The 24,563-nt window shown below is 62.0% G+C and carries 17 protein-coding genes and 1 pseudogene; 8 read left to right on the forward strand and 10 right to left on the reverse strand.

The genetic code is table 11. The features are described from left to right. Positions 1-15: 15 nt before the first annotated feature. The 8 genes and pseudogenes from gltB to pilM all read right to left on the reverse strand — a co-directional run bounded on the left by gltB (position 16) and on the right by pilM (position 10,790). Positions 16-4,467, reverse strand: coding sequence for a glutamate synthase large subunit (gltB, locus tag IE093_RS12985; protein ID WP_189469871.1), 4,452 nt, complete (start codon positions 4,465-4,467; stop codon positions 16-18). A 440-nt stretch (positions 4,468-4,907) separates the two neighbouring features. Beyond that, a complete protein-coding gene (gene aroB, locus IE093_RS12990) occupies positions 4,908-6,017 on the reverse strand; it encodes a 3-dehydroquinate synthase (protein ID WP_189469872.1) in 1,110 nt (369 codons plus the stop codon). Between the two features lie 2 nt (positions 6,018-6,019). Further along, positions 6,020-6,562 carry a shikimate kinase AroK gene (gene aroK / locus IE093_RS12995; protein ID WP_189469875.1) on the reverse strand — a complete coding sequence of 181 codons (543 nt, stop codon included), beginning with the start codon at positions 6,560-6,562 and terminating at the stop codon, positions 6,020-6,022. Further along, positions 6,562-7,848 (reverse strand): annotated as a pseudogene (locus tag IE093_RS13000) (type IV pilus secretin PilQ); the annotation flags it as partial. The gene aroK and the pseudogene IE093_RS13000, both read right to left, overlap by 1 nt. A 167-nt stretch (positions 7,849-8,015) precedes the next feature. Next, positions 8,016-8,552 carry a pilus assembly protein PilP gene (locus tag IE093_RS13005; RefSeq protein ID WP_189469877.1) on the reverse strand — a complete coding sequence of 179 codons (537 nt, stop codon included), beginning with the start codon at positions 8,550-8,552 and terminating at the stop codon, positions 8,016-8,018. Continuing rightward, entirely contained in the window at positions 8,549-9,175 is a 627-nt protein-coding gene (locus IE093_RS13010) for a type IV pilus inner membrane component PilO (protein ID WP_189469879.1), read from the reverse strand. Before IE093_RS13010 ends, IE093_RS13005 begins: the two co-directional genes overlap by 4 nt. Then, a complete protein-coding gene (locus IE093_RS13015) occupies positions 9,172-9,729 on the reverse strand; it encodes a PilN domain-containing protein (RefSeq protein WP_189469881.1) in 558 nt (185 codons plus the stop codon). Before IE093_RS13015 ends, IE093_RS13010 begins: the two co-directional genes overlap by 4 nt. Further along, on the reverse strand, positions 9,726-10,790 hold the full coding sequence (pilM, locus tag IE093_RS13020; RefSeq protein ID WP_189469883.1) for a type IV pilus assembly protein PilM: 1,065 nt from the start codon (positions 10,788-10,790) through the stop codon (positions 9,726-9,728). The genes IE093_RS13015 and pilM overlap by 4 nt, the downstream gene beginning before the upstream one ends. 242 nt (positions 10,791-11,032) lie before the next feature. On the opposite strand from pilM, the gene IE093_RS13025 reads away from it, so the two are divergent. Then, on the forward strand, positions 11,033-13,558 hold the full coding sequence (locus IE093_RS13025; protein ID WP_189469885.1) for a penicillin-binding protein 1A: 2,526 nt from the start codon (positions 11,033-11,035) through the stop codon (positions 13,556-13,558). A 102-nt stretch (positions 13,559-13,660) separates the two neighbouring features. Then, positions 13,661-14,410, forward strand: coding sequence for a DUF481 domain-containing protein (locus IE093_RS13030; protein WP_189469887.1), 750 nt, complete (start codon positions 13,661-13,663; stop codon positions 14,408-14,410). A 70-nt stretch (positions 14,411-14,480) separates the two neighbouring features. Here the strand turns inward: IE093_RS13030 and IE093_RS13035 are convergent, their stop codons facing one another. Continuing rightward, positions 14,481-15,752: a malic enzyme-like NAD(P)-binding protein gene (locus IE093_RS13035; RefSeq protein ID WP_189469889.1), complete on the reverse strand. Its 1,272-nt coding sequence runs from the start codon at positions 15,750-15,752 to the stop codon at positions 14,481-14,483. 357 nt (positions 15,753-16,109) lie between these two features. On the opposite strand from IE093_RS13035, the gene IE093_RS13040 reads away from it, so the two are divergent. Beyond that, a complete protein-coding gene (locus IE093_RS13040) occupies positions 16,110-17,090 on the forward strand; it encodes a malate dehydrogenase (protein ID WP_189469891.1) in 981 nt (326 codons plus the stop codon). Positions 17,091-17,214: 124 nt separating this feature from the next. On the opposite strand, the gene rpmE is transcribed toward IE093_RS13040, so the two are convergent. Beyond that, positions 17,215-17,430 carry a 50S ribosomal protein L31 gene (gene rpmE, locus IE093_RS13045; RefSeq protein ID WP_189469893.1) on the reverse strand — a complete coding sequence of 72 codons (216 nt, stop codon included), beginning with the start codon at positions 17,428-17,430 and terminating at the stop codon, positions 17,215-17,217. Positions 17,431-17,561: 131 nt separating this feature from the next. Between rpmE and IE093_RS13050 the strand changes: the two genes are divergently transcribed. From IE093_RS13050 to hslU, 5 genes are all read left to right on the forward strand, one after another. After that, on the forward strand, positions 17,562-19,850 hold the full coding sequence (locus tag IE093_RS13050; protein WP_189469895.1) for a primosomal protein N': 2,289 nt from the start codon (positions 17,562-17,564) through the stop codon (positions 19,848-19,850). 297 nt (positions 19,851-20,147) lie between these two features. After that, positions 20,148-21,833: an arginine--tRNA ligase gene (gene argS, locus IE093_RS13055; RefSeq protein ID WP_189469897.1), complete on the forward strand. Its 1,686-nt coding sequence runs from the start codon at positions 20,148-20,150 to the stop codon at positions 21,831-21,833. Positions 21,834-21,836: 3 nt separating this feature from the next. Next, entirely contained in the window at positions 21,837-22,559 is a 723-nt protein-coding gene (locus tag IE093_RS13060; protein WP_189469899.1) for an SPOR domain-containing protein, read from the forward strand. Positions 22,560-22,698: 139 nt separating this feature from the next. Then, complete coding sequence (gene hslV / locus IE093_RS13065) at positions 22,699-23,217, forward strand: ATP-dependent protease subunit HslV (protein WP_189469901.1); 519 nt, start codon at positions 22,699-22,701, stop codon at positions 23,215-23,217. 3 nt (positions 23,218-23,220) lie between these two features. Then, complete coding sequence (gene hslU, locus IE093_RS13070) at positions 23,221-24,540, forward strand: ATP-dependent protease ATPase subunit HslU (RefSeq protein WP_189469903.1); 1,320 nt, start codon at positions 23,221-23,223, stop codon at positions 24,538-24,540. Positions 24,541-24,563 lie beyond the last annotated feature (23 nt).

Consider the following 24,563-nt stretch of genomic DNA (forward strand, 5'->3'; position numbering starts at 1 on the left):
TCGTGTCTCCTCCGCTTACTCGGGCCGCCGACGGGATTCGGCAAGCAAGCTGTTGAGGCTTGCCGCCTTGGGCTTCACCAGCCAGAAATGACGAATGAAGTCGCTGAAGTCCTCGAGGATCGCCACACCGCGCTTGGAGCCGGTGTGGGCGACATACTCCTCGATGACCTCCCGCAGGTGACGCCGGTAGGCCTCCATGGTCTCGGTATTGATACGGTGGATCTCCACCAGTTCGTGATTGTACTTGTCGACGAAAGTACGATCCTCGTCGAGCACGTAAGCAAAGCCACCGGTCATGCCGGCACCGAAGTTGACACCGGTCTCGCCGAGTACGCAAACCAGACCGCCGGTCATGTATTCGCAGCAGTGGTCACCGGCCCCTTCGATGACCGCGTGTGCGCCGGAATTGCGCACCGCGAAACGCTCACCGGCGGTACCCCCGGCGAACAGCTTGCCGCCGGTGGCACCGTACAGGCAGGTGTTGCCGATGATCGCTGTCTTGTGGCTCTCGAAGGTGCTGGCCGCCGGCGGCACGATGGTGATCGAGCCACCGTTCATGCCCTTGCCGACATAGTCGTTGGCATCCCCCTCCAGGAAGAGGTTGAGACCACGCGCGTTCCACACGCCGAAGCTCTGCCCCGCCACACCGATGAAGCGTGCGGTGATCGGCGCATCTTCCAGGCCTTCTTCGCCGTAGCGCTTGGCGATCGCCCCGGAGGTCAGCGCCGCCACCGAACGATCGCAGTTGGTGATGGTGAAATCGAACTCACCGCCGGACCTGGCCTCGATCGCCGGCAACAGGGCTTCCAGCACCTCGCGGTTCTTGGCGCCCGGATCGTGCGGCACGTTGCGACTGACCTGACAGAACTGCGGTGCGTCGGCAGGCACGAAGTCGTTCTCGAGCAATGGCGTCAAGTCGAGCTTGCGCTGCGCGGGCGTTTGGCCTTCGATCACCTCGAACAGGTCGGTGCGGCCGATCAGGTCGGTCAGCTTGCGTACACCGAGCATGGCCATCAGCTCGCGCACTTCCTCGGCGATGAAGCGGAAGTAGTGCTTGACCATGTCGACGGTGCCACGGAAATGCTCGTCGCGCAGGTATTGATGCTGGGTGGCGACGCCAGTGGCACAGTTGTTGAGATGACAGATGCGCAGGTACTTGCAGCCCAGCGCCACCATCGGCGCGGTGCCGAAACCGAAGCTCTCGGCGCCGAGGATCGCTGCCTTGACCACGTCGAGACCGGTCTTCAGACCGCCGTCGGTCTGCAGGCGAATCTTGTCACGCAGACCATTGATACGAAGTGCCTGGTGCACCTCGGGTAGGCCCAGCTCCCAGGGACTGCCTGCGTGTTTGATCGAGGTGATCGGGCTCGCCGCAGTGCCACCATCGTAGCCAGAAACGGTGATCAGATCGGCATAGGCCTTGGCCACACCGGTGGCGATGGTGCCAATCCCCGGCTCGGAGACCAGCTTCACTGACACCTGGGCATCGGGATTGACCTGCTTGAGGTCGAAGATCAACTGCGCCAGGTCTTCGATCGAATAGATGTCATGGTGCGGCGGCGGCGAAATCAGGGTCACGCCGGGCACCGAGTAGCGCAGGCGGGCGATCAGTTCGTTGACCTTGCCACCCGGCAACTGGCCGCCCTCGCCGGGCTTGGCGCCCTGAGCGACCTTGATCTGCAGCACCTCGGCATTGACCAGGTAGGCCGGAGTGACGCCGAAACGACCCGAGGCGATCTGCTTGATCTTGGAGCTTCTGATTGTACCGTAGCGAGCGGGATCCTCGCCGCCCTCGCCGGAATTGGAGCGGCCACCAGTCTCGTTCATGGCCTGGGCCAACGCCTCATGGGCCTCCGGCGACAAGGCGCCAAGACTCATGCCGGCGCTGTCGAAGCGTGGCAGCAGATCGTCAACCGGCTCGACTTCTTCCAACGGCACCGGCTCAGGAGCCGCCTTGAGCGAGAGCAGGTCGCGAATGGTCGCGACCGGCCGCTCGTTGACCAGTTGCGCGAACTTCTTCCACTTCTGGTAGTCGCCCTCCTGCACCGCCTCCTGAAGCGTCTTGACCACATCCGGGTTGTAGGCATGGTACTCGTGGTTATGCACGTACTTGACCAAGCCGCCCTGATAGATGCCCTTACGCGGGATCCAGGCATCTCTTGCCAGCAGTTCCTGCTGCATCTGCAGCTCGGCAAAACCGGTCCCCTCGATACGTGAAGCCATGCCGGTGAAGCACAGCTCCATCACCTCGGAGTGCAGTCCCACAGCCTCGAACAACTGAGAGCCGCGATAGGAAGCGAGCGTCGAGATCCCCATCTTGGACAGGATCTTGTAGAGGCCTTTCTGCAACCCCTTGCGATAGTTCTCGCGAGCATCCGCCGGGCTGCCGACGAGCTCGCCGGTACGGTGCATGTCGGCCATGACCTGATAGGCCAGGTAAGGATAGACCGCGGTAGCACCGACACCGAACAGCACCGCCATCTGGTGGGCATCGCGGGCATAGCCGGTCTCGACCACGATATTGACGCGCGGACGCAACGCCTTGCGGCCCAAGTGGTGATGCACGGCACCCACGGCCAGCGCGGCATGAATCGGCAACTGCCCCTTGGCGAGCTCGGCGTCAGAGAGCACCAGGAGCACCTTGCCGCTTCTTGCCGCCTCCTCGGCCTGCTGGCACACCTCGAGGATCGCCTGCTTGAGGCCCTGCTGTTCGGGGTCGTAGGCCAGCGAAATGTGATAGCTGGCGAAGGCTGGGTCGTCCTGGTTGACCAACGCGGTGAACTTGCGCGGCGACAAGATCGGCGTGGTCAGGATCAGGCGATGGGCATGTTCCGGGGTCGCTTCGAAGACATTGAGCTCGGCGCCGCAGCAGGTCTCCAACGACATCACGATCGCTTCGCGCAGCGGGTCAATCGGCGGATTGGTGACCTGGGCGAACTTCTGCCGGAAGTAGTCGGTCAGCAGACGGCTGTGGCGCGACAGTGTGGCCATGGGCGTGTCGTCGCCCATCGAACCCACTGCTTCCTGGCCGCTCTCGGCCAGCGGCCGCAACACCTGGTCGCGCTCCTCGAAGCTGACCTGGAACATCTTCTGATAGACGTTCAGCTCGTCGGTTTCCATCGGCTGGAAGCGCGCCAACTCGGTGAGCGCCGATTCCAGATATTGGGCGTTGTCCTTGAGCCAGCGCTTGTAGGGATAGGCCGACTTGAGGCGGTTGTCGATGTCCTGGGTATGCAGCACCTCGCCGGTCTCGGTGTCGATGCCAAGCACCTGTCCGGGGCCGACGCGGCCCTTGGCTACCACGTCCTCGGGCCGGTAGTCGTAGGTACCGATCTCCGAGGCCAGGGTGATATAGCCGTTCTTGGTGATCACCCAGCGCGCCGGACGCAGCCCGTTGCGGTCGAGCATGCACACGGCGTTGCGGCCGTCGGTCATGACCATGCCGGCCGGGCCATCCCAGGGCTCCATGTGCATGGAGTTGTACTCATAGAAGGCACGCAGTTCGCCATCCATGGTTTCGACGTTCTGCCACGCCGGCGGCACCATCATGCGAATGGCGTTGTAGATGTCCATGCCACCGGTCATCAGCACTTCGAGCATGTTGTCCATGCTAGAGGAGTCGGAGCCGGTGGTGTTGACGATCTCGTCGAGCCCGGTGATGTCGGGCAGCAGTTCGCTGACGAAGTTTTCCTTGCGCGAGTTGGCCCAGCCACGGTTGGCCTCTATGGTGTTGATCTCGCCATTGTGGGCCAGGAAGCGGAACGGCTGCGCCAGCGGCCAGCGCGGTGCGGTATTGGTGGAGAAGCGCTGGTGGAAGACACAGATCGAAGTTTCCAGGCGCTCGTCGCCAAGGTCATGATAGAAGGTCGGCAGGTCCACGGGCATCATCAGCCCTTTGTAGGACAACACCTTGGTCGACAACGAGCAGACGTAGAAATCTTCCTCGTCACGCAGTTGCTCTTCAGCCCGTCGACGCGCCATGAACAGGTCGACATTGAGCTTGGCCTCGAGACGGTCGTCGCCGGCCTCGACGAAGACCTGACGAATACGCGGCAGGCAATCCAGGGCCATGGGGCCGCAGACACTGGCGTCGGTGGGCACGTCACGCCAGCCGTGCACGGTCAGGCCGCGCGCCTCGAGCTCGGCTTCCAATACCTTGCGGGCCTGGGCCTCGCGGGCATCGTCGTCGGGCAGGAAGATGCTGCCCACGGCGAATCCATTGCCCAGTTCGACCCCCAGGGTTTCACGGGCCACGGCACGCATGAAGCTGGCCGGCATCTTCAGCAGCAAGCCACAGCCGTCACCGGTCTTGCCGTCGGCGGCGATGCCGCCACGGTGAGTCATGCAGGTCAGCGATTCGATGGCGGTTTTCAGCAGGTCGTGACTAGCCTGCCCTTCCATATGGGCAATCAGCCCGAAACCGCAGTTGTCACGAAATTCGCCAGGCTGGTGGAGACCTCTCATCATGGGCGTGCCTCACAGGAAAACGAAATCTTGTGTCCAGAAAACTACCGTGTTATTTTTAAAAGTTAACTTTTTATTATTTAGCCTCTATTGCGGCCTGTTTCTGGTGCGAAAAAGGTTGTACAGCATAGCCAGCAGGGCGCCCTCACGCAATTCTCCACCCTTTATCTCACAACAAAAATCGCCATAAATCGGCAGGTTAGCCAACAACACCGAAGAAAACACCTGACAGGTCAATAACTTGGCAGGATCAACGATTTCGTTCTATGAATAGAGATTTTTATGCAAAATCAGCCATTTTCGCCATGCCGATCCTGCATGAGGCATGCGGATTGCTAAAAGCGACCCTTCTCCACGCGAGACGAAAAAGCGCCTCTTCCCCAAGGAAGAAGCGCCTTTTTCTGGCTCGAGCGACGACTCAGCGGCTGAAGGGAACCGCCACTTCAGCCGCGTGGAAACGTCTCTAGCAAGGCATCGAGTTCAGCCTTTGGTGTGGCGTCATGCACGCAGGCGTCGCCAAGTGCACGCAGCAGGATCAACCGCAAGCGGCTATCGAGATTCTTCTTGTCGAGCCGCATGACCTCGAGGAAGTCATCCCGGGTCATGTTGCCAGGCGCCACCCTCGGTAGACCGGCCGCCTCGAGGATAGCGCTGACCCGCACGACGTCATCGTCGTCGAGCCAACCTAGACGATGCGATAGCTCGGCGGCCATCAGCATGCCGGCCCCCACCGCTTCGCCATGCAGCCAGGCGCCGTAACCCTGATGCGCTTCGATGGCGTGACCGAAGGTATGCCCCAGATTGAGTAAGGCTCGTACTCCCTGCTCGGTCTCGTCTTCGGCCACGACCGCGGCCTTGAGGGCACAACTGCGATGAATTGCCTCGCGCAGCATCGCTCCGTCAAGAGCACGCAACTCCTCCATGTGCGCCTCGAGCCAAGCCAGGAATCCGGCATCGCGGATCAGTCCATACTTGATCACCTCGGCCAACCCCGCCGAAAGCTCTCGCTCGGGAAGAGTACGCAAGGTATCGGTATCGATCAGCACCGCCCGCGGCTGCCAGAAGGCGCCGATCATGTTCTTGCCGCGCGGGTGGTTGACCCCGGTCTTGCCTCCCACCGATGAGTCGACCTGCGACAGCAGGGTGGTGGGCACCTGGATGAAGGCGACGCCCCGCTGGTAGCAGGCCGCAGCAAAGCCGGCCATATCGCCGATCACGCCACCTCCCAATGCCACCAGAGTGCAGCGCCGATTGAAGCCAGCGGCTAACAGGGCATCCCAGATGAGGCTTACCGAATCCAGTGTCTTGGTATGTTCGCCGTCGGGCAGCACGACTTCGCGTACCTCGCGATCGCCGGACAGCCCCTGCTTGACGCGCTCCAGGTAGCGTGGCGCCACGGTGTCATTGGTGACGATCATCACCTGACGACCGACCAGGTAAGGCTCGAGCCAACGTGGATCGCCCAACAGGCCGGCGCCAATGTGGATCGGATAGCTGCGCTCGCCAAGTTCGACGTTCAAGGTGAGAGGGGCATCGGATATCGCGTGTGACATGATCAAGCCTTGCATTGCAGTGGGTTCACCAAGCGACCGACCCGGCGCACGATCTCGTTGACCACCGAGCGAGGGCCACGGCGATCGGTACGCACGATCAGGTCGGCAGTTGCACGGTACAACGGGTCGCGTTTGGCGAACATGGTACGCAGGATCTCTTCACGATCGTTGCCACGCAGCAGAGGGCGATTGCGATCCTTGGCGGTGCGTTTTAGCTGCTGCTCGACAGTGGTATAGAGATAGATCACCGTGCCCCGATCGCGTAGCGCTCGCCGATTCACCTCGCGCATCACCGCCCCACCGCCGGTGGCGAGCACGATACCTTGGCGCTGGGTGAGCTCGTCGACCATCTGCTGCTCACGCTCGCGAAAGCCGGCTTCACCCTCGACATCGAAGATCCAGGGGATGTCCGCGCCGCAGCGATCCTGAATTTCGTGGTCGCTATCGACGAAATCGCGCGAAAGCTCGGCCGCCAGCAGGCGGCCGATGGTGCTTTTGCCGGCCCCCATGGGACCGATCAGGAAAAGATTGGGAAAATCCTGCATCAGCGAATTGCCAGCCCGTCCTCGATGATTCTAGGAGTAATGAATACCAGCAACTCTACCTTTTCATTGGAGTCTTGGGTATAGCGAAAAAGATTACCGATGACGGGCAGGTCGCCCAGAAAAGGGGTCTTGAACAGGCTGTGGACCTGCTCGGTGGTCAGGATCCCGCCCAGCACCACGGTTTCGCCGTTGTCGACCAGTACCTGGGTCTCGATCTGATTGGTGTCGATGGCCGGCGCACCCTCGAAGCTCCGCTCGGAAACGGTGTCGTTGTTGATCGCCAGGTCCATGATTATACGATTGTCGGGCGTGATCTGCGGAGTCACCTCCAACGACAACACTGCTTCTTTGAACTCGGTACTGGTGGCCCCACTTGAGGTCGCCTCCTGGAAGGGAATCTCGGCGCCCTGCTTGATCACCGCGGCGCGTTGGTTGGCGGTGATCACACGCGGCTGGGAAATGGTCTGGCTCTTGCCCTCGCTCTCCAGCGCACGCAGCTCCAGATCAAGGAGGATATCGCCGGACAGATAGCCGAAGGCAAAAGTGCTCAAGGGGTTGGCCGCGCTGCCAAGATCCACGGCGAGGCCGGTCCGGGCGCGGTTCAAACCCTGGGGATTGAGGTCACGCGCCACGTTGTCCACCAGATTGTTTACCTCGGGCGGATTGAGCGTATCGCCCGCTCGCTCGCGCGAACGGAAACCGCGAGTCGAACTTGCCCCCCAGTTGACCCCCAACTCACGCGAAGCGCTATCTCGAGCAATCACGATACGCGCCTCGATCTGCACCTGGCGCACGGCAATATCGAGCCGTTCGATGGTGCGCCGGATCTCCTGCATCTGGTAGGCGGTATCCTGGATCATCAAGGTATTGGTGCGCGAATCCACGGCTACCCGGCCGCGTTCGGTGAGCAGACCGAAACCACCGTCACCACGCAGCAATGCGGCCAGGTCCGCAGCTTTAGCGTAACGTACCTGCAAAATCTCGGTCACAAGCGGCGCCAGCCTTTCCAACTGCGCTCGTGCTTCGATCTCCTGACGCTCGAGACTGGCCAGTTCTTCGGCCGGCGCCACCACGATCACGTTGCCCTCCCGACGGCTGGCCAGACCATGGCTCTTGAGCACCAGATCCAATGCCTGATCCCAGGGCACGTCCTGCAGGTTCAGGGTCACGCTACCAGCGACACTGTCGCTGGCCACCAGGTTGAGGCCGGTGAAATCGGCGATAATCGCCAGCACCGACCGCACCTCGATGTCCTGGAAGGTCAGCGTGATGCGCTCACCGGTGTAGGGAAGGCGCTCACTTTCATGGGAGTCGAGAGTAACGGGCGCGGAGTCCGCCCAGGCCAAAAGTGGCAACAGCAGCCCCAGCAGCACACTGGCCAGGCCGCGTATCATGTCATGCATGGCTTCCATTCCCTGCGTTGTTTGCCGTGTCCGGCATTTCGTTTTTGTGATCAGTTGCGGCGACTGGATTCGCCATCCAAGGTCAGGTACCGCGACCGCTCGACCCAGCCACCCTGGCCGGTGGCGATCACCTCGATCAGGAGCACCGAGTCACCGTCAATGTCGACGATGCGTCCGAAATCGGTACCCAGATAGCTGCCGGTGGCCAAACGGTGCACCTGACCATCCGGCGCTCTTACCAGAGCGGAATGCCGCCCTCCCACCACAAGCGTGCCCACCAGTTCCAAGGATTCCAGCACATAGGCTTCCAGCGGCTCTTTCGGCCGTGACAAATTCGGCGCCAACTCGCTGGAGCCCGCTAACGCCTCCTCGGCATCAGGCTGTCTGGCCAGAAAGGGGCTACGGGTATCGGCGTGGTCATAGGTGGCATCAGCGGAACTAGGCAATTCGGGTAAGGCAGGTAAGTCCACCTCGCGGGGATCGACACGCAGCGTCGCCAATTCTCGATCCAGGCGTTCGAGTTCGGGGTCGACACAAGCGACCAGCAGCACGACCATGGCCAGCACCAGTATCCACCGGGACATCATTGCGCCTCATCCCCGCCGCCAGGCGGACGATAGCGGTAAGTCTTCGCCAGCATCGACAGGCGCAGCACCCCTTGGTCGCCAGTTGGTTCGAGCGTGAAATCATGTTGGGTGACAATACGCGGCAAGCTGGCGACTCCTGCCAGGAAGTAGGCAATACGGTGATAATCGCCTCGGACCTGAATGTCGAAGGGCTGCTCGATGTAGAACTCCTGCTCCACGGGGCTGCGCAAGCGAATGATGTCGATCTCGAGCTGGTTGCCGATGGCGGTTTCGCTGATATGGTCGATCAACGCGGGAATCTCCGCGTCGGTGGGCAGCATCTCACGTAAAGCGCTAATACGCTCCTCTAGTTCGGCGACTTGCTTACGCACCACCGGCAGGCTTGCCGCCTGCGCCGCCTTGTCGCGATAGTCGCGCATCAACTCGCGCTCCTGATGCTTGGCATCGACCAGCCCCGCGACCTTGGGCGCAGCCAGATACCAGTGCACTCCGCCGAAGGCCAGCCCCAGTACCAACAGACAACAGAAAAGCTGTAGCGACCATGGCCAAGCGCCCGACTCCTTGACGTCCAGTGCACGCCAGTCCAATTCACGCAGGCGGCGCCACTCCCTCGACAGGCTCATCGCGCCTCCTCTCCAGCAGGTGGGGGCTGAGCCACACTGAGGCTGAAGCGACGCAGGTGCTGACCGGCTTCGCTCTCGACTTCCAAGAGCACCGGAATCTCGAGCACCGTGGTCTTGGCCAGCGCGCGCAATTGATCCGACACTTGGTGGTTGTTCTCGACCAACCCGACCAGAAGCACGGTATCTCCCTGGCGCGACAACCGCGTATAGTGGACGCCTTGCTCAAGGTTTTCGGCAAGATGGTTGAACAGGCGCACCGTCTGCGCGCGCTCATGCTGCAAACGTGCAAAAGCCCCGATACGCGCCAGCATCCGATCGCGCATGCCCTCATACTCGATAATCGAAAGGATCGAGTCATCGAGCCGCACCATCTGTCGCTGAATATGATCGTTGCGTTGCTGTTGCGCGGTGAGCTGCTGGTGAGAGTGATAGGCCATGCCAGCACCGCCCGTTAGCCCCACCGCAAAAGTCAGTATCAACAACAGGTAGAAACGCTTGCGGTGTCGCTCGCGCACGTGCTCCCGCCAGGGCAGCAGGTTGATCTCGATGGTCATGCGCGCGCCCTCATTGCCAACCCGCAGGCCGTCAACATGGCCGGGGCATCGCTCGCCAAGTCAGGTAGATCGATTCGCGAATTGACCTTCATGCGCAGGAAAGGATTGGCGACCGCCACTTCCATGCCGCTCTCCTCGGCCAAGCGATCGACAAGGCCGGGAATCACGCAGGTTCCCCCGGCCAGCACCAGCCGTGTGACCTCATGCTGGCGCCCGGCGGTGTAATAGAGCTGCAGTGAGCGCCCGACCTGCTGTACCAAGGTATCGAGAAAGGGATCGAGCACCAGCGCGCAATAATCCTCGGGTAGACCACCACGCTTCTTGGCCAGCGCCGCCTCTTCAAGGCTCAGGCCATAGCGGCTGCGAATCTCTTCGGTCAGCCGGCGCCCTCCGAAGACGGTATCATGGCTGTAGATGACTCGACCGTCTCGCAGCACATGGAAGGCATTCATGGTGGCACCGATATCGACCAGTGCCACACAGTCGTCATCACCACTCAACGATGGCAACTGATGACGCAATTCACCAAAGACCCGTTCCATGGCGAAAGTCTCGACATCTACCGCTGTCGTCTCCAACCCAGCCTGACGTAGCGCCTCGGCCAGTTGACTGACATCCTGCTGACGACAGGCGACCAGCAGCACGTCCTGCTGGTCGTCATGGTGGGCATTGAGCCCCAGGCGTTGGAAGTCGAAGGCCACTTCACTGAACGGAAACGGGATATGCTTGTCGGAATCGAGTTGGATGCGGGCCTCGATTTCACTATCGTTGAGCGACGCCGGCAGTGTCAGGGTCTTGGTGATCGTCGCGCTGGCCGGCACCGCAACGCTGGCCTGGTGCGTAGTGGGTCGGGCATGGTCGACAGCTCGCTGGAGAGCCTTGACGACCTCGCCCATGTCACGGATACGCCGCTCGACTACGGCCCCTTCTCGCAAAGGGCGTATGGCATAGCTGCCGATTCGATACTGGGCTCCGGCGCGTTTGAGCTCGATCAACTTGACCGTTGCCGAGGTGATATCGACCCCGATCAATCCATTGCTGGACTTTTTCAGTCGTACCAAGGTAGTTCCTTTGCCTGGTCAACGCGGGTAGTCCCCGCTATTGTTCTCCGACCGCTGCATGGCATCTCCAAGCCATACGCAATGAGAGGTTACACGAAATTGCCTGAACTCACACAATCAGGTAACCATGACCGCTTCAACGCTGGTGAGTCTCTTGTCGGGTTCTTATAATACGCAGCTTGATGGATCATCTCGCTCATCGCCGCCGTAACGCTTTCGACCATCACGGATACCGCTACTTCATGAAGTTCGTCAGAAAGATCGTCATCTCGACAGTGTGGCTCGCCCTGTCGCTAGGAACGGCCAGTGTGCTGGCTGTAGTGGGAGCCGCTCTGTATTTCGCGCCGGGCCTGCCGGATGTTCGCCAACTGCAGGATTTCGAACTGCACACACCGTTGCGAGTCTTCACACGGGACGGCAAGTTGATCGGCGAGTTCGGCGAAGAACGTCGCATGCCGGTAAGCTTCGACGAGATTCCAGAGGATCTCGTGCAGGCGCTGCTCGCGGCCGAGGATGCCAGCTTCTTCGATCATCCAGGCGTCGACCCCAAGGGCATCGCCCGTGCTGCGTTCGAACTGGTCGCCAGCGGCGGTGATATCCAGTCCGGTGGCAGTACCATCACCATGCAGGTGGCTCGCAACTACCTGCTGACGCTCGACCGCACCTTTACCCGCAAGATTCGAGAGATCCTGCTGGCCCTGCAGATGGAGCAGGTACTGAGCAAGGAGGAAATCTTCTCGCTCTACGTCAACAAGATCTTCCTCGGCAATCGTGCCTATGGCATTGCCGCTGCCGCCGAAACCTACTACGACAAGTCGCTCGGCGAACTTACCCTGGCCGAAAAGGCGATGATCGCTGGCCTGCCCAAGGCGCCCTCGACTTTCAACCCGCTGGCCAATCCCGAACGTTCGCTGATCCGCCGCAACTGGATCCTGTATCGCATGCGAGAGTTGGGATATATCGACCAGACAGCCTATCAGGATGCCGTGGCCGCCCCGATCACTGCTCGCCGCTTCGCGGTTCAGGTCGAGATCGACGCTCCCTATGTCGCGGAAATGGCGCGGCAGTTCGCTGTCGAGCGTTATGGCGAGGACGCCTATACCGGTGGGTACCGCATCCACACCACCCTCGACAGTGAACTACAGCCCTACGCCAGCCAGGCGCTGACTAGCGGCCTCATCGACTACGATACCCGCCATGGTTGGCGCGGCCCCGAGCAGCGCGACATCCCCGCGAGCCTGGTCGAGGCCCAGGAACGTACCGAACGAAGCGGCCTAGAGGAGGAGCTCTCCGAGTCACCGGAAGTCATGGAAACCGCCCGCCAGGCGGCTCAGAGCAGCCAGACTCGAATCGAAGGCATCAACGGCGACGTCAGCAACTGGCTGCGCGTGCTTGAGCGCACACCCAGCTATGGCCCCTTGGAACCCGCCATCGTGGTGACGAGCGAAGGCCGCGAAATGGAAGTCCTGACACAACAAGGCGAAATCGTCACCCTGGGCTGGGACGGCTTGAGTTGGGCTGGGCGTTACCACACCGCCCGCTGGCACGAAGGGGAACCCTCCTCGGCTGCCGAGATCGCCAGTCGCGGCGATCTGGTGCGCATCCTGCAAAACGAAGACGGTAGCTGGCGACTGTCGCAGCGTCCCGATGCCGAAGGGTCGATCGTGGTATTGGAGCCGGATACCGGCGCAATCCTCGCCCTGCAAGGCGGCTTCAGCTTCTCCGCCAGCAAGTTCAATCGCGCCACCCAAGCCCAGCGTCAGGCAGGCTCGATCTTCAAACCCTTCGTCTATCTGGCGGCGCTACAGAACGGCAACATGAACGCCGCCACCGTGGTCAACGATGCACCGGTGGTGATGCCCGACGCCGGCGATGTCTGGCGACCGGTCAACTCCAGCGGCGACTTCCTCGGCCCTACCCGCCTGCGGGTAGCCCTGGCCAAATCACGCAACCTTGTCACGGTGCGCATCCTGCAAACCCTGGGGCTGGACAACACCCTGGAGTTCCTGAAGGGTTTTGGCTTTGCCGAAGGGCGCCTGCCTCATGGGCTGTCATTGGCGTTGGGCAGCGCCTCCCTGACACCGCTGGAGATGACCAATGCCTACGCCGTATTGGCCAATGGCGGCTTCCAGGTGTCGCCTTGGTTCATCGAGAAGGTGACCCGCGGCAACGACGATGAGGTTCTGGAAGAGGCCAAGCCGCGCGTGGCGTGCCGGGAGTGCGCCGAAGACGCCACCGAGACGGATATCGATGGCGAACACTATCCCATTGCCCCCCGTGTCGCCGACCCGGCAGCCGTATACATTCTGCGCGACATGCTGCGTGGCGTGATCGAGAATGGTACCGGGCGCGCCGCCATGGAATTGGGTCGCCACGACATCGTTGGCAAGACTGGAACCACCAATGAGTGGCGTGATGCCTGGTTCGCTGGCTACAACAGCGACCTGGTGACCACCGTGTGGGTTGGCAAGGACAACAACGAAAGCACCGGCGAATATGGTGGTCGCGCTGCCTTGCCGATCTGGATCGACTTCATGGGACGCGCCCTGGAAGGCAAGCCCGAGGCCATACCGGAACCCCCAAGCGAGATCGTCAGGGCACGAATCGACCCGGAAACCGGGCGCCGCCTGCACGACGACCAGGCCGGCGGCATCAGCGAGATCTTCCATACCGACCACATGCCTGACTACCAGCCGCGTACCATCGAGCGCGAGCTGGAAGACCGCAGTGGTTCCCAAGGGACAGGTACCTACGAAGCCATTTTCTGATACTGACTGCCGCCGGCACGACAAGGATGTCGCGTCGGCGAACACACATTCCTGTCACACTCCGACACCACTGCGCCTACGGCAAACCAGGGGGTTCTTGCCATGCAACGCCTTTTGACCGGCCTGGCGGTCACGACGGTGCTTCTCTCATCAGGTCCTTTGGCACTGGCCAGCCCTTTCTATTCGCCGCCAGCCCCCGAGGAGGATGCCCCCACATTCAGCGGCGATGCCGAACTCGGTTTTACCCGTCTATCGGGCAATACCAACAGCCAAACCCTGATTGCCAAGGGTCGCCTCACTTGGCTGACCGGTGACTGGACTCACACCCTGCGCGGCGAAACCCGCAACGTGACCCGCGACGGCGAAACCAGTGCCGAGCAGTATCTGGTGGCAGGTCGCGAACGCTACGATCTCTCCGGGCCGCATTATCTGTTCGGTTTCGCCCGCTGGGAGCAAGACCGCTTCAGCGGCTTCGATTACCAGTTCACCACCATCGGCGGTTACGGCCGACAAATCCTGGACAGCGATACCCATGATTTGTCAGTGGAAGCCGGCCCTGGCTATCGTATCGACGCCATTCGTGACGACGAAACCGAGGAGTTGGGCGTTGCCTATGGAGCCTTCGCCTATAGCTGGGAGTTCTCCTCTACCGCATCGTTCGACCAGGAAGCGTCCATAGAGGCCACCGATGACAATGTCACTACCCGCTCGTTGTCATCGCTTACCGCCAAGCTGAATTCTCGCCTGGCGCTGCGCCTCTCACATGAGATCAAGCACAATTCGCAGCCCCCTGAGACCGCCGACGCAAGTACCGATCTTACGACCAGTGCCTCGTTGCTCTATAGTTGGTGAGAGGTAAGAAACAAGACGCCGGCCTCCAGGGCCGGCGTTTTTTTGACACACTAGTCAAGCGACCGGTTGCTTAGCCACCATAGACGTCTTCTACGCTGGTCAGCGGGTAGTGCGAAGGATAAGGCTTGCGCGCCACTCCGGAGTCCACCGCGGCCTGCGCCACCGCAGAAGACACCCGGTCCAACAGGCGAGAATCCAGTGGCGCGGGAATGATGTAGCCGCGTCCGAACTCCAAGGAATCGATCTCGTAGGCATCCAGCACTTCCTGGGTCACCGGCTCGCGAGCCAGGTCCTTCAGGGCATGCACCGCGGCGACTTTCATCTCTTCGTTGATGCGTGTGGCGCGAACATCCAGTGCTCCACGGAAGATGAACGGGAAGCCAAGCACGTTGTTGACCTGGTTGGGGAAGTCGGAACGGCCGGTAGCCAAGATCACGTCGTCGCGGGTGGCATTGGCCACGTCGGGATGGATCTCCGGGTCCGGGTTGGAGCAGGCGAACACCACCGGATTGGCTGCCATTTTCTTGAGCTGCTCGGGCGACAACAGGTTGGGCCCGGACAAACCGACGAAGACGTCGGCTCCCTCGATGGCATCATCCAGGGTACGGCGCTCGGTCTCAGTGGCGAACATGGCCTTGTACTGGTTGAGATCCTCACGACCGCTGTGGATCACGCCCTTGCGATCCAGCATGAAAATATTCTCGGCCCTGGCCCCGCAGGACACCAGCAGCTTCATGCAGGCAACCGCAGCGGCACCAGCCCCCAGACACACGATGCGGGCGTCTTCAACTTTCTTGCCGGCGATATCGAGAGCATTGAGCATGCCGGCGGCGGTGACAATGGCAGTGCCGTGCTGGTCGTCATGGAATACGGGAATGCTGCACTGCTCGACCAACGCGCGCTCGATCTCGAAACACTCCGGCGCCTTGATATCCTCGAGATTGATCCCCCCCCAGGTGTCGGCGATACGCGCCACAGTGTCGATGAAGGCCTGCGGGCTCTCGGCATTGATCTCGATATCCACTGAGTTGATGCCGGCGAACTTCTTGAATAGTACACCCTTGCCTTCCATGACCGGCTTGCTGGCCAGCGGACCAAGATTACCCAGACCCAGAATCGCCGAACCATCGGAAATCACCGCCACCAGATTGCCCTTGCCGGTGTACAGATAGGCGTTCTCCGGATTCTTGGCGATTTCACGGCAGGGCTCGGCCACTCCCGGGCTATAGGCCAGGGCGAGATGCTTGGCTGATGTCGTCGGCTTGGTCAGCTCGATGGAGAGCTTGCCGGGAATCGGCTGAGAGTGGTAATCCAGCGCCGCTTGCTTCTTCGCGTCTGTCATGCGTCTTGTCCGGTCCATGTCATGGAGATGTCGCGACAGAATATAGAAAAACCCTCAGCGTCACAACTTACGCCAAGTTATTGTCGCCCCAGGCTTTTAATCGCTTGTTTGAAAGAATTTCCAGATATTTTATACACCTTATGGCAACACGACCTAGCATAAATCAAAGCTTATCCCAATGCCTGTCCGCGACACTGCATCGGCAAAAGCTGTACTACGCTGAGATGGGATGCCCAAGGAAATATCGCCACGGCGAACAACCCGTTCGATTTCAGACGGTCTGTCGCCGCCGGCGTTTCTCGGTGGCTTTATCCATGCCAGCTACTACCCTTTCTTTAGACAATCAGGAGTCCGTTCATGAAAGCACCCGTACGCGTCGCGGTTACAGGTAGCGCTGGACAAGTCAGTTACAGCCTGTTGTTCCACATCGCCTCCGGCAACATGCTGGGCAAGGACCAGCCCATCATTCTTCAACTACTCGATATCACGCCATCCCTTGGGGCACTCGAGGGTGTGGCAATGGAGCTCGGGGATTGCGCCTTCCCCCTGCTCAAAGGCGTCACCTGGAGCGACCAGGCCGAGCAGGCGTTCAAGGATGCCGACTACGCACTTCTCGTGGGAGCTAAACCACGCGGCCCGGGCATGGAACGTAAGGATCTGCTGGATGAAAACGCGGCTATCTTCCAGGTGCAGGGCAAGGCCCTTAACGCAGTGGCAAGCCGCGACGTGCGAGTCCTCGTGGTTGGCAATCCGGCCAACACCAACGCACTGATCGCACAACGCAATGCGCCCGATCTGGCGCCTCACTGCTTCACGGCAATGACGCGCCTGGATCACAATCGTGCCCTCGCCCAGCTCGCCAACCGGATCGACTGCGATACCTCCGACATCCGCAAGCTCATCGTATGGGGCAACCACTCTTCGACACTATATCCCGACGTGAGCCACGCACTGGCAGGTGACAGAGCGATACGCGACCTCGTCGACCAAAAGTGGCTAGTCGACGAGTTCATTCCCGCCGTACAGCAACGCGGTGCCGCCATCATCAAGGCGCGCGGGCAATCGAGCGCCGCTTCCGCGGCGTGCTCAGCGATCGACCATATGCGCGATTGGGTGCTCGGCACTCCAGCCGATGACTGGGTGAGCATGTCCGTCCTCTCCGATGGCAGCTACGGCGTCACGGAAGGGGTGTTTTATTCCTTCCCTTGCCGTTGCAGCAACGGGCGCTACGAGATCGTCCAGGGACTCGAGATCGATGACTTCTCCCGCGACCGCATGACGGCCACGGAGCAGGAACTTCTCGAAGAGCGGGACGTGGTGTCGCACTTGCTGCCCTGAACACGCCCCCACCTGCTGTATCCGCTCCCGATGCTGGCCGTGCCAAATGCAAAAAACCCGCCTCCAAGGCGGGTTTTCGATACGCTAGCGGCAACGGCACATTACGTTGGGACAGCGCTATTGCTTAGCCGCGCTTGACGGCAGCCCCGAAACGCTTGTTGAAGCGCTCGACGCGTCCACCGGTGGTCGCCTGCTTCTGCTTGCCGGTATAGAAGGGGTGACACTGAGAGCAGACATCCAGAGAGAGGTCATGGCCAGCGGTGGAGCCGACTTCGAAGGTCGCACCACACGAGCAGGTGGCAGTGACCTTCTTGTATTCAGGATGGATACCTTGTTTCATCTTTAAGCCTCATGAAGCAGTATGCCGCCACCTGATCCTTGCCAGGCACCGCATACGGGTTGTCTGTCGTACGGGACTTGGATCGTACGGACTCGGACCGATTATCGCCATGCGGCCCACCAGAGGCATGCATGGAGGGCGGCTATTCTAGCAGAGCCAACACCGGAGGCCAATTGCCAGTAACTCCCTCACCCGCGTCTCACCCCACGGTGCTCGGCATTGCCGTGCCCACCCCGTTGCGACGTCTCTTCGACTATCGAGCTGCCTCGGACGTTCCTCCCGGAGGTTGGCGACCCGGCTTGCGAGTCCGCGTACCGTTCGGGCGCCGCGAGGTAATGGGCATCGTCATCGAGTGCCGTACTCACAGCGAGATCGCGCTGGCCGACCTCAAGCCCGTATCGGCCTGGCTGGATGCCTCACCGCTGCCCGACGACTGGCTATGGCTGTGCCGCTTCACTGCGCGTTATTACCAGCATGCCCTGGGCGACACGCTGCACCAGTCGCTGCCGGTGTTGCTACGCCAGGGGCGGCCACTCGAGGCGCGCACCCGGGAACGGTGGTTTCTGACCGCCAGTGGCCGCGATTGCCCTCCCGAGCGGCTCGGGCGCGCCCGCCGTCAGGCCGAGCTTCTGGCGCTATTGCGGCTACACCCTCGAGGACTGACAAGCAATATCATCACCGCTCAAGGATTCAGCCGCGCACAGCTCGACGCGCTGGTCGACAGAGGTCTGATCGAATGTCAGCAGGAGGCCGTGATCGATGGCCCCTCCCCCGGCAGCGGCGGTTGGCTGGCCGAGCCGGCGCTATCACTCAACCGTGAACAGGCCACGGTACTCGCCGCACTGCATGAGGGGTTGGACCGCTACCACCCCTGCCTGCTACAAGGAGTGACCGGCAGCGGCAAGACCGAAGTCTATCTGCAACTGATCGAAGCCGTGGTCGCGCGCGGCCGCCAGGCGCTGGTGCTGGTACCCGAGATCGGCCTCACCCCCCAGACCTTGGCGCGCTTCCGCAAGCGCTTCCGTGTACCGGTGGTCGCGCTGCACTCGGGAATCAGCGATGGCGAGCGCCTCGATGCCTGGCTGGCCGCCACCAGCGGCCGCGCTCCGATCGTGATCGGCACTCGCTCGGCTATCTTCACGCCTCTGGCAAGGCCCGGGGCTATCATCGTCGACGAAGAGCACGACGGCTCCTACAAGCAGCAGGACGGCCTGCGTTATCACGCCCGTGACCTCGCCGTGGTTCGCGCCCATCACCATGCCATCCCTGTACTGCTGGGCAGCGCCACCCCCTCGCTGGAGAGCCTTGCCCTAGCCCAGGCCGGGCGCTACCGCCACCTTCACCTGACCCGGCGCGCCAGCCGTCACCCACCGGCACGCCTGGAGCTGGTCGATCTACGTGGCCGCGCTCGCCAAGGGGGACTGATCGCCCCGACGATCGATGCCATCCGCAAGACACTCACCGCCGGCCACCAAGTACTGGTGTTCATCAATCGACGCGGCTTCGCGCCGACACTGGCCTGTCACGAATGCGGCTGGCTGGCCGAGTGCGACCGCTGCGACGCACGCCTGACCCTGCATCGTCAACCGCCGCAGTTGGCCTGCCACCACTGCGAGCGCCAGCGCCCGCTGCCCGATGCCTGCCCGGATTGCAGCAGTGCCGACCTGCGCCCTCTGGGTGCTGGCACCGAGCGCGCCGAGGAGACTCTGGCTGCCCTGTTTCCCGATGTGGCCGTGCACCGTATCGACCGAGATAGCACGCGGCGCAAGGACGCCTTCGAGAACACGTTGGCCGAAGTCAGACGCGGCGCCCCCTGCCTGCTGGTCGGCACGCAAATGCTGGCCAAGGGCCACCATTTGCCACATGTCACCCTTGTGGTAGTGATCAACGCCGATGCCGGCCTCTATGCCAGCGATTTCCGCGCTCTGGAGCACAGCGCCCAATTGCTGATCCAAGTGGCCGGACGCGCCGGTCGTGCCGAACACCCCGGCCGAGTGATGGTGCAGACCCTGCACAGCGACGACCCGCATCTGCGCTTGCTGGCGGAACACGGCTATGATGCTTTGGCCCGCCAGTTGCTCGAGGAACGTCGTGCCGCCGACCTGCCGCCCTACCGCTTCCTGGCCCTGGCACGCTTCGAGAGTCCCCGCGAGGCCGATGTCACGACGCTTGCAGACACGGCCGCCAGCGCCCTGCGTGACTGGCTGGGCCCGAACTCCAGCCCGGTGCAGTGCCTGGGGCCGGTACCGGCGCCCATGGAGCGCCGCCAGAACCGCTACCATGTGCAACTGATGCTTTCCAGTACCCAGCGCAGCAAGCTTCACGAGGCCAGCGCCTGGCTCGCCGCCTGGCTGGAGAGCAACCGCGAGGCACGCCGTGTGCGCTGGTCGCTGGATATCGACCCGCAGACGCTGAGCTGAAAGACGGGAGACGGGAGACGGAAGACGGAAGACGGAAGACGGAAGACCATATCAGTCTCACTTACCCCCTTTTTCAAGGAGCGCTTAGCACCATTCTTCCCTCTTCCAGCCGCGTAGCGGCGCTCTTACAACTTCAAGCTTACAGCTTGCCGCTTCGCGGCAGGGTTTAAAGCCACGCCGCAATTGCCGATAATGACCCACCATTCGCCCTAGCGCGACGATTCATACCTGCCGCCGCGAGATTCATCTTTGTCATCCGCTCGCGTTGCGCCAGGGTTACAGGACACTCGGGATCTCATGAAAGACACCATCATCTCGCTGCTCGAAGACGCGCTCGCCACCCTCAAGCAGCAGGGCGACCTGCCCCAAGACATCGCACCGACCATCAAGGTCGATGCCACCAAGGACAAGGCACACGGCGATTACGCCACCAACCTGGCGCTGATGCTGGCCAAACCGGCCGGCAAGAAGCCTCGCGAATTGGCCGAAGCGCTGGTCGATGCCCTGCCGGCCTCTTCCGCGGTCGACAAGACCGAGATCGCCGGCCCCGGCTTCATCAACTTCTTTGCCGCCACCGATGCCGCCGCCCAGATCATCCCCACGGTGCTCGACGCCGGCGATACCTTCGGCCGCAGCCTGACCGGGCAGGGCCAGAAGGTGCAGGTGGAGTTCGTCTCTGCCAACCCCACCGGACCGCTGCATGTCGGCCACGGCCGCGGCGCAGCGATCGGCGACAGCCTGTGTAGGCTGCTCGAAGCCACCGGTTACGATGTCACCCGCGAGTTCTACTACAACGACGCCGGTGCCCAGATCAACAACCTGGCGGCTTCGGTACAGGCTCGCGCCAAGGGACTAGGCCCCGACGATGAAAGCTGGCCGGAAGACGGCTATCGCGGCGACTACATTGTCGACGTCGCCAACAGCTATCTCGCCGGCGACACAGTGCACGCGGACGACCGCCATGTCACCGCCAAGGGCGACCCCGACGATCTGGACGCCATCCGCGAGTTCGCCGTGGCTTACCTGCGCCGCGAACAGGACCTCGATCTCAAGGCCTTCGGCGTCGAGTTCGATGTCTACTTCCTCGAGTCCTCGCTGTACGAGGACGGCAAGGTCGAGGCCACCGTAGAGCGGCTCATCGAAGGCGGCCACACCTACGAGCATGATGGCGCCCTGTGGCTGCGCACCACCGACTTCGGCGACGACAAGGACCGGGTGATGCGCAAATCCGACGGTGACTACACCTATTTTCTGCCCGATGTCGCCTATCACTTGGACAAGTGGCAACGCGGCTTCAAAACGGTGATCAATGAGCAGGGGGCGGACCACCACTCTACCGTGACGCGGGTTCGTGCCGGCCTACAGGCGCTAGAGACCGGCATCCCACAGGGCTGGCCCGACTACGTGCTGCACCAGATGGTGTTGGTCACCCGTTCCGGGGTCGAGGTCAAGCTCTCCAAGCGTGCCGGCAGCTACGTGACCCTACGCGACCTGATCGATGAAGTTGGCCGCGATGCCACCCGTTACTTCCTGGTCGCACGCCGTGCCGACTCCCAGCTCACCTTCGATATCGACCTGGCCCGCTCCCAGTCCAACGACAACCCCGTTTACTATATCCAGTATGCGCACGCCCGAGTGTGCAGCGTACTGCGCAAGGCCGAGGCAGAAGGCCTCGATTTCGACCGGGTTCAAGCCATGGATCAACTCGCACGGCTCGATACCGACCAGGAAAAAGCGCTGATGAACCGCTTGGCGCGCTTTCCCGAGGTGGTCGAACATGCCGCCATCTCGCGCGAGCCCCAGCAGATCGCCCAGTACCTGCAGGACCTGGCTGCGGACTTCCATACCTGCTACAACGCGGTCAAGGTGATGGTCGACGACCCCGGCCTGCGCAATGCCCGTCTGGCACTGGGGCTCGCCACACGCCAAGTGCTTCGCAACGGTTTGGACCTGCTGGGCGTCAGCGCCCCAGAGGAGATGTGATCCATGGCCGCTCACAGCTCGCGCCAGGCCAAGCGTAGCGGTGCCACGTCGCGCCGCCGTGCCCCCAAGAAGGCCAGGGGCGGGATTCCCGGCTGGTTATGGGGTGTCGCTGGCTTGGTGGCCGGCTTCTTTCTGGCCCAGTACGTTCAACAGTCGGCGCCCACACCGTTGGCCACGGTCGTGCCCAAGCCACCCTCCAGCACATCGGGGAACACTTCGTCACCCGATGGCGGGGATAAGTCGTCGGCCAGCGAACCGCCCATGCCGACTTTCGAGTTCTATACCCTGCTGCCTGAATCCGAAGTCATCGCGCCGCGCTCGGAAGCCTCGGCACCTCGGCCGCGGGCCTCCACTCCCCCGGCACAGTCCGAACCCGAAACCACCGACGATCCCATCGCCGCTCAACTAGCTAGCATCGACGAGGCGGTGCAACGCAGCATGGCACCGCGCGAGGAGAGCCGCCAGGCTCCCCAGCCCCCTGCCGACAACAGCCGCTACATGCTGCAAGCCGCTTCGTTCCGGGAAACCGGCGATGCCCAGCGCCTGGCCGGCAGGCTGCGTGATTTCGGCCTGCTGGCCAAGATCACCGAGGTCCAGACCGGTGAGGGCGATACCTGGCACCGGGTACAGGTCGGTCCCTACGAAGACCGTCGCGAACTCAACCGTGCCCAGGACCTGATGATCACCCAGGGGATAGAGCCGCTGCTGATTCGCCTGCAGAATTGAGCCAAGCCCGTCACGCTTGATTTTTCGCGGTGGTGCCCGCACCTCCCATAGAACTCGTTACATGGCGCCCGGTCACCGTTTGCGGCGCCGAAAATCATCGGGAGCGCAACTGCTACCGCTCCCCCAAGGAGTCCTCTCCATGACCACGATCGTATCCGTGCGTCGCGGCGACCATGTCGCGCTGGCCGGCGATGGCCAGGTGTCGTTGGGCGACACCGTGCTCAAGGGCAACGCCAGCAAGGTCCGGCGCCTGTACCACGGCCAAGTGTTGGCCGGCTTCGCCGGTGGAACCGCCGATGCCTTCACCCTGTTCGAGCGCTTCGAAGCCCAGCTCGAGAAGCACCAGGGCCACCTGGTCAAGTCCGCCGTGGAGCTGGCCAAGGACTGGCGCACCGACCGCGCCCTGCGCCGGCTCGAAGCCATGCTGGCGGTGGCCGACAGGCATGCCTCGTTGATCATTACCGGCAATGGCGATGTAGTGGAGCCGGAGCGCGGCATCATTGCTATCGGTTCAGGTGGCAACTTCGCGCTGTCCGCCGCCCGCGCTTTGCTCGAGAACACGGAGCTGTCGGCGCGCGAGATTACCGAGAAGTCGCTTGCCATCGCCGCTGACATCTGTGTCTACACCAACCACCACTTCACGCTGGAAGAGCTCTGAGCCATGACCCAGATGACCCCCCGCGAGATCGTCCATGCGCTGGACCAGTTCATCATCGGCCAGCAGGACGCCAAGCGTGCCGTGGCTATTGCCCTACGCAACCGCTGGCGGCGCATGCAGCTCGATGAAGAGTTGCGCAGCGAAGTCACTCCCAAGAATATCCTGATGATCGGCCCCACCGGGGTCGGCAAGACCGAGATCGCCCGTCGCCTGGCCAAGCTCGCCAATGCCCCTTTCATCAAGGTCGAAGCCACCAAGTTCACCGAGGTCGGCTATGTGGGACGCGACGTCGAGTCGATCGTTCGCGACCTGACCGAAGCGGCGATCAAGATGGTTCGCGAGCAGGCCAAGGACGAGGTACGCCACAAGGCCGAGGACGCCGCCGAGGATCGTATTCTCGACGCCCTGTTGCCGCCGCCACGCGGCCAGGAGGACAGCCCACGCCAGGACAGCTCCACGCGCCAACTGTTCCGCAAGAAACTGCGCGAAGGTCAGCTCGATGACAAGGAGATCGACATCGAGATCACCTCCCAAGGCCCGGGCATCGATATCATGACCCCGCCAGGCATGGAAGAGATGACCAGTCAGTTGCAGAGCCTGTTCGCCAACATCGGTCGGCAGAAGAGCGAGACCAAGCGTGTCACGGTCAAGGATGCCTGGCAGTTGCTACGTGACGAGGAGGCCGCCAAGCTGGTCAACGAGGAGGATATCAAGCGCCGCGCCATCGAGGCCGTGGAGCAGAACGGCATCGTCTTCCTCGACGAGATCGACAAGGTGGCAAAGGGACACCAGGGTAGCGGTGGCGATGTATCTCGCGAAGGCGTGCAGCGCGACCTGCTGCCGCTGATCGAGGGTTCCACGGTGTCAACGAAGCATGGCATGGTACGCACCGACCATATCCTGTTCATCGCTTCCGGGGCGTTCCACCTGTCCAAGCCCTCGGACCTGATCCCCGAGTTGCAAGGGCGCCTGCCGATCCGCGTCGAACTCAATGCACTGACGCCGGATGACTTCCAGCGTATCCTCACCGAGCCGTCGGCGTCGTTGACCAAGCAGTACCAAGCGTTGCTGGCCACCGAAAGCCTCGAGATCGAGTTCACTCAGGACGGCATCCAGCGTATCGCCGAGATTGCCTGGCGGGTCAACGAGGGGACCGAGAACATCGGTGCCCGCCGCCTGCACACGGTGATAGAACGCCTGTTGGAAGAAGCCTCCTACAAAGGCAGCGACTTGGGCAGCCCATTGACCATCGACGCCGACTACGTCAACTCCCAGCTCGGCGAACTGGCAATGGACGAGGACCTGTCGCGGTATATTCTATAAGTCACGCGCTTCGGGCTACGAGC

The sequence above is a fragment of the Litchfieldella qijiaojingensis genome, assembly GCF_014651875.1.
GTDB lineage: Bacteria > Pseudomonadota > Gammaproteobacteria > Pseudomonadales > Halomonadaceae > Litchfieldella > Litchfieldella qijiaojingensis.

What these genes read in the sequence shown, in the direction of transcription:
- rpmE (WP_189469893.1), bottom strand. Translation starts at nt 17,430, where the DNA reads ATGAAACAAGGTATCCATCCTGAATACAAGAAGGTCACTGCCACCTGC.
- argS (WP_189469897.1), top strand. Translation starts at nt 20,148, where the DNA reads ATGAAAGACACCATCATCTCGCTGCTCGAAGACGCGCTCGCCACCCTC.
- hslU (WP_189469903.1), top strand. Translation starts at nt 23,221, where the DNA reads ATGACCCAGATGACCCCCCGCGAGATCGTCCATGCGCTGGACCAGTTC.
- IE093_RS13005 (WP_189469877.1), bottom strand. Translation starts at nt 8,552, where the DNA reads ATGATGTCCCGGTGGATACTGGTGCTGGCCATGGTCGTGCTGCTGGTC.
- IE093_RS13060 (WP_189469899.1), top strand. Translation starts at nt 21,837, where the DNA reads ATGGCCGCTCACAGCTCGCGCCAGGCCAAGCGTAGCGGTGCCACGTCG.
- IE093_RS13010 (WP_189469879.1), bottom strand. Translation starts at nt 9,175, where the DNA reads ATGAGCCTGTCGAGGGAGTGGCGCCGCCTGCGTGAATTGGACTGGCGT.
- gltB (WP_189469871.1), bottom strand. Translation starts at nt 4,467, where the DNA reads ATGATGAGAGGTCTCCACCAGCCTGGCGAATTTCGTGACAACTGCGGT.
- IE093_RS13015 (WP_189469881.1), bottom strand. Translation starts at nt 9,729, where the DNA reads ATGACCATCGAGATCAACCTGCTGCCCTGGCGGGAGCACGTGCGCGAG.
- hslV (WP_189469901.1), top strand. Translation starts at nt 22,699, where the DNA reads ATGACCACGATCGTATCCGTGCGTCGCGGCGACCATGTCGCGCTGGCC.
- IE093_RS13040 (WP_189469891.1), top strand. Translation starts at nt 16,110, where the DNA reads ATGAAAGCACCCGTACGCGTCGCGGTTACAGGTAGCGCTGGACAAGTC.
- IE093_RS13030 (WP_189469887.1), top strand. Translation starts at nt 13,661, where the DNA reads ATGCAACGCCTTTTGACCGGCCTGGCGGTCACGACGGTGCTTCTCTCA.
- IE093_RS13025 (WP_189469885.1), top strand. Translation starts at nt 11,033, where the DNA reads ATGAAGTTCGTCAGAAAGATCGTCATCTCGACAGTGTGGCTCGCCCTG.
- aroB (WP_189469872.1), bottom strand. Translation starts at nt 6,017, where the DNA reads ATGTCACACGCGATATCCGATGCCCCTCTCACCTTGAACGTCGAACTT.
- IE093_RS13035 (WP_189469889.1), bottom strand. Translation starts at nt 15,752, where the DNA reads ATGACAGACGCGAAGAAGCAAGCGGCGCTGGATTACCACTCTCAGCCG.
- aroK (WP_189469875.1), bottom strand. Translation starts at nt 6,562, where the DNA reads ATGCAGGATTTTCCCAATCTTTTCCTGATCGGTCCCATGGGGGCCGGC.
- IE093_RS13050 (WP_189469895.1), top strand. Translation starts at nt 17,562, where the DNA reads ATGGAGGGCGGCTATTCTAGCAGAGCCAACACCGGAGGCCAATTGCCA.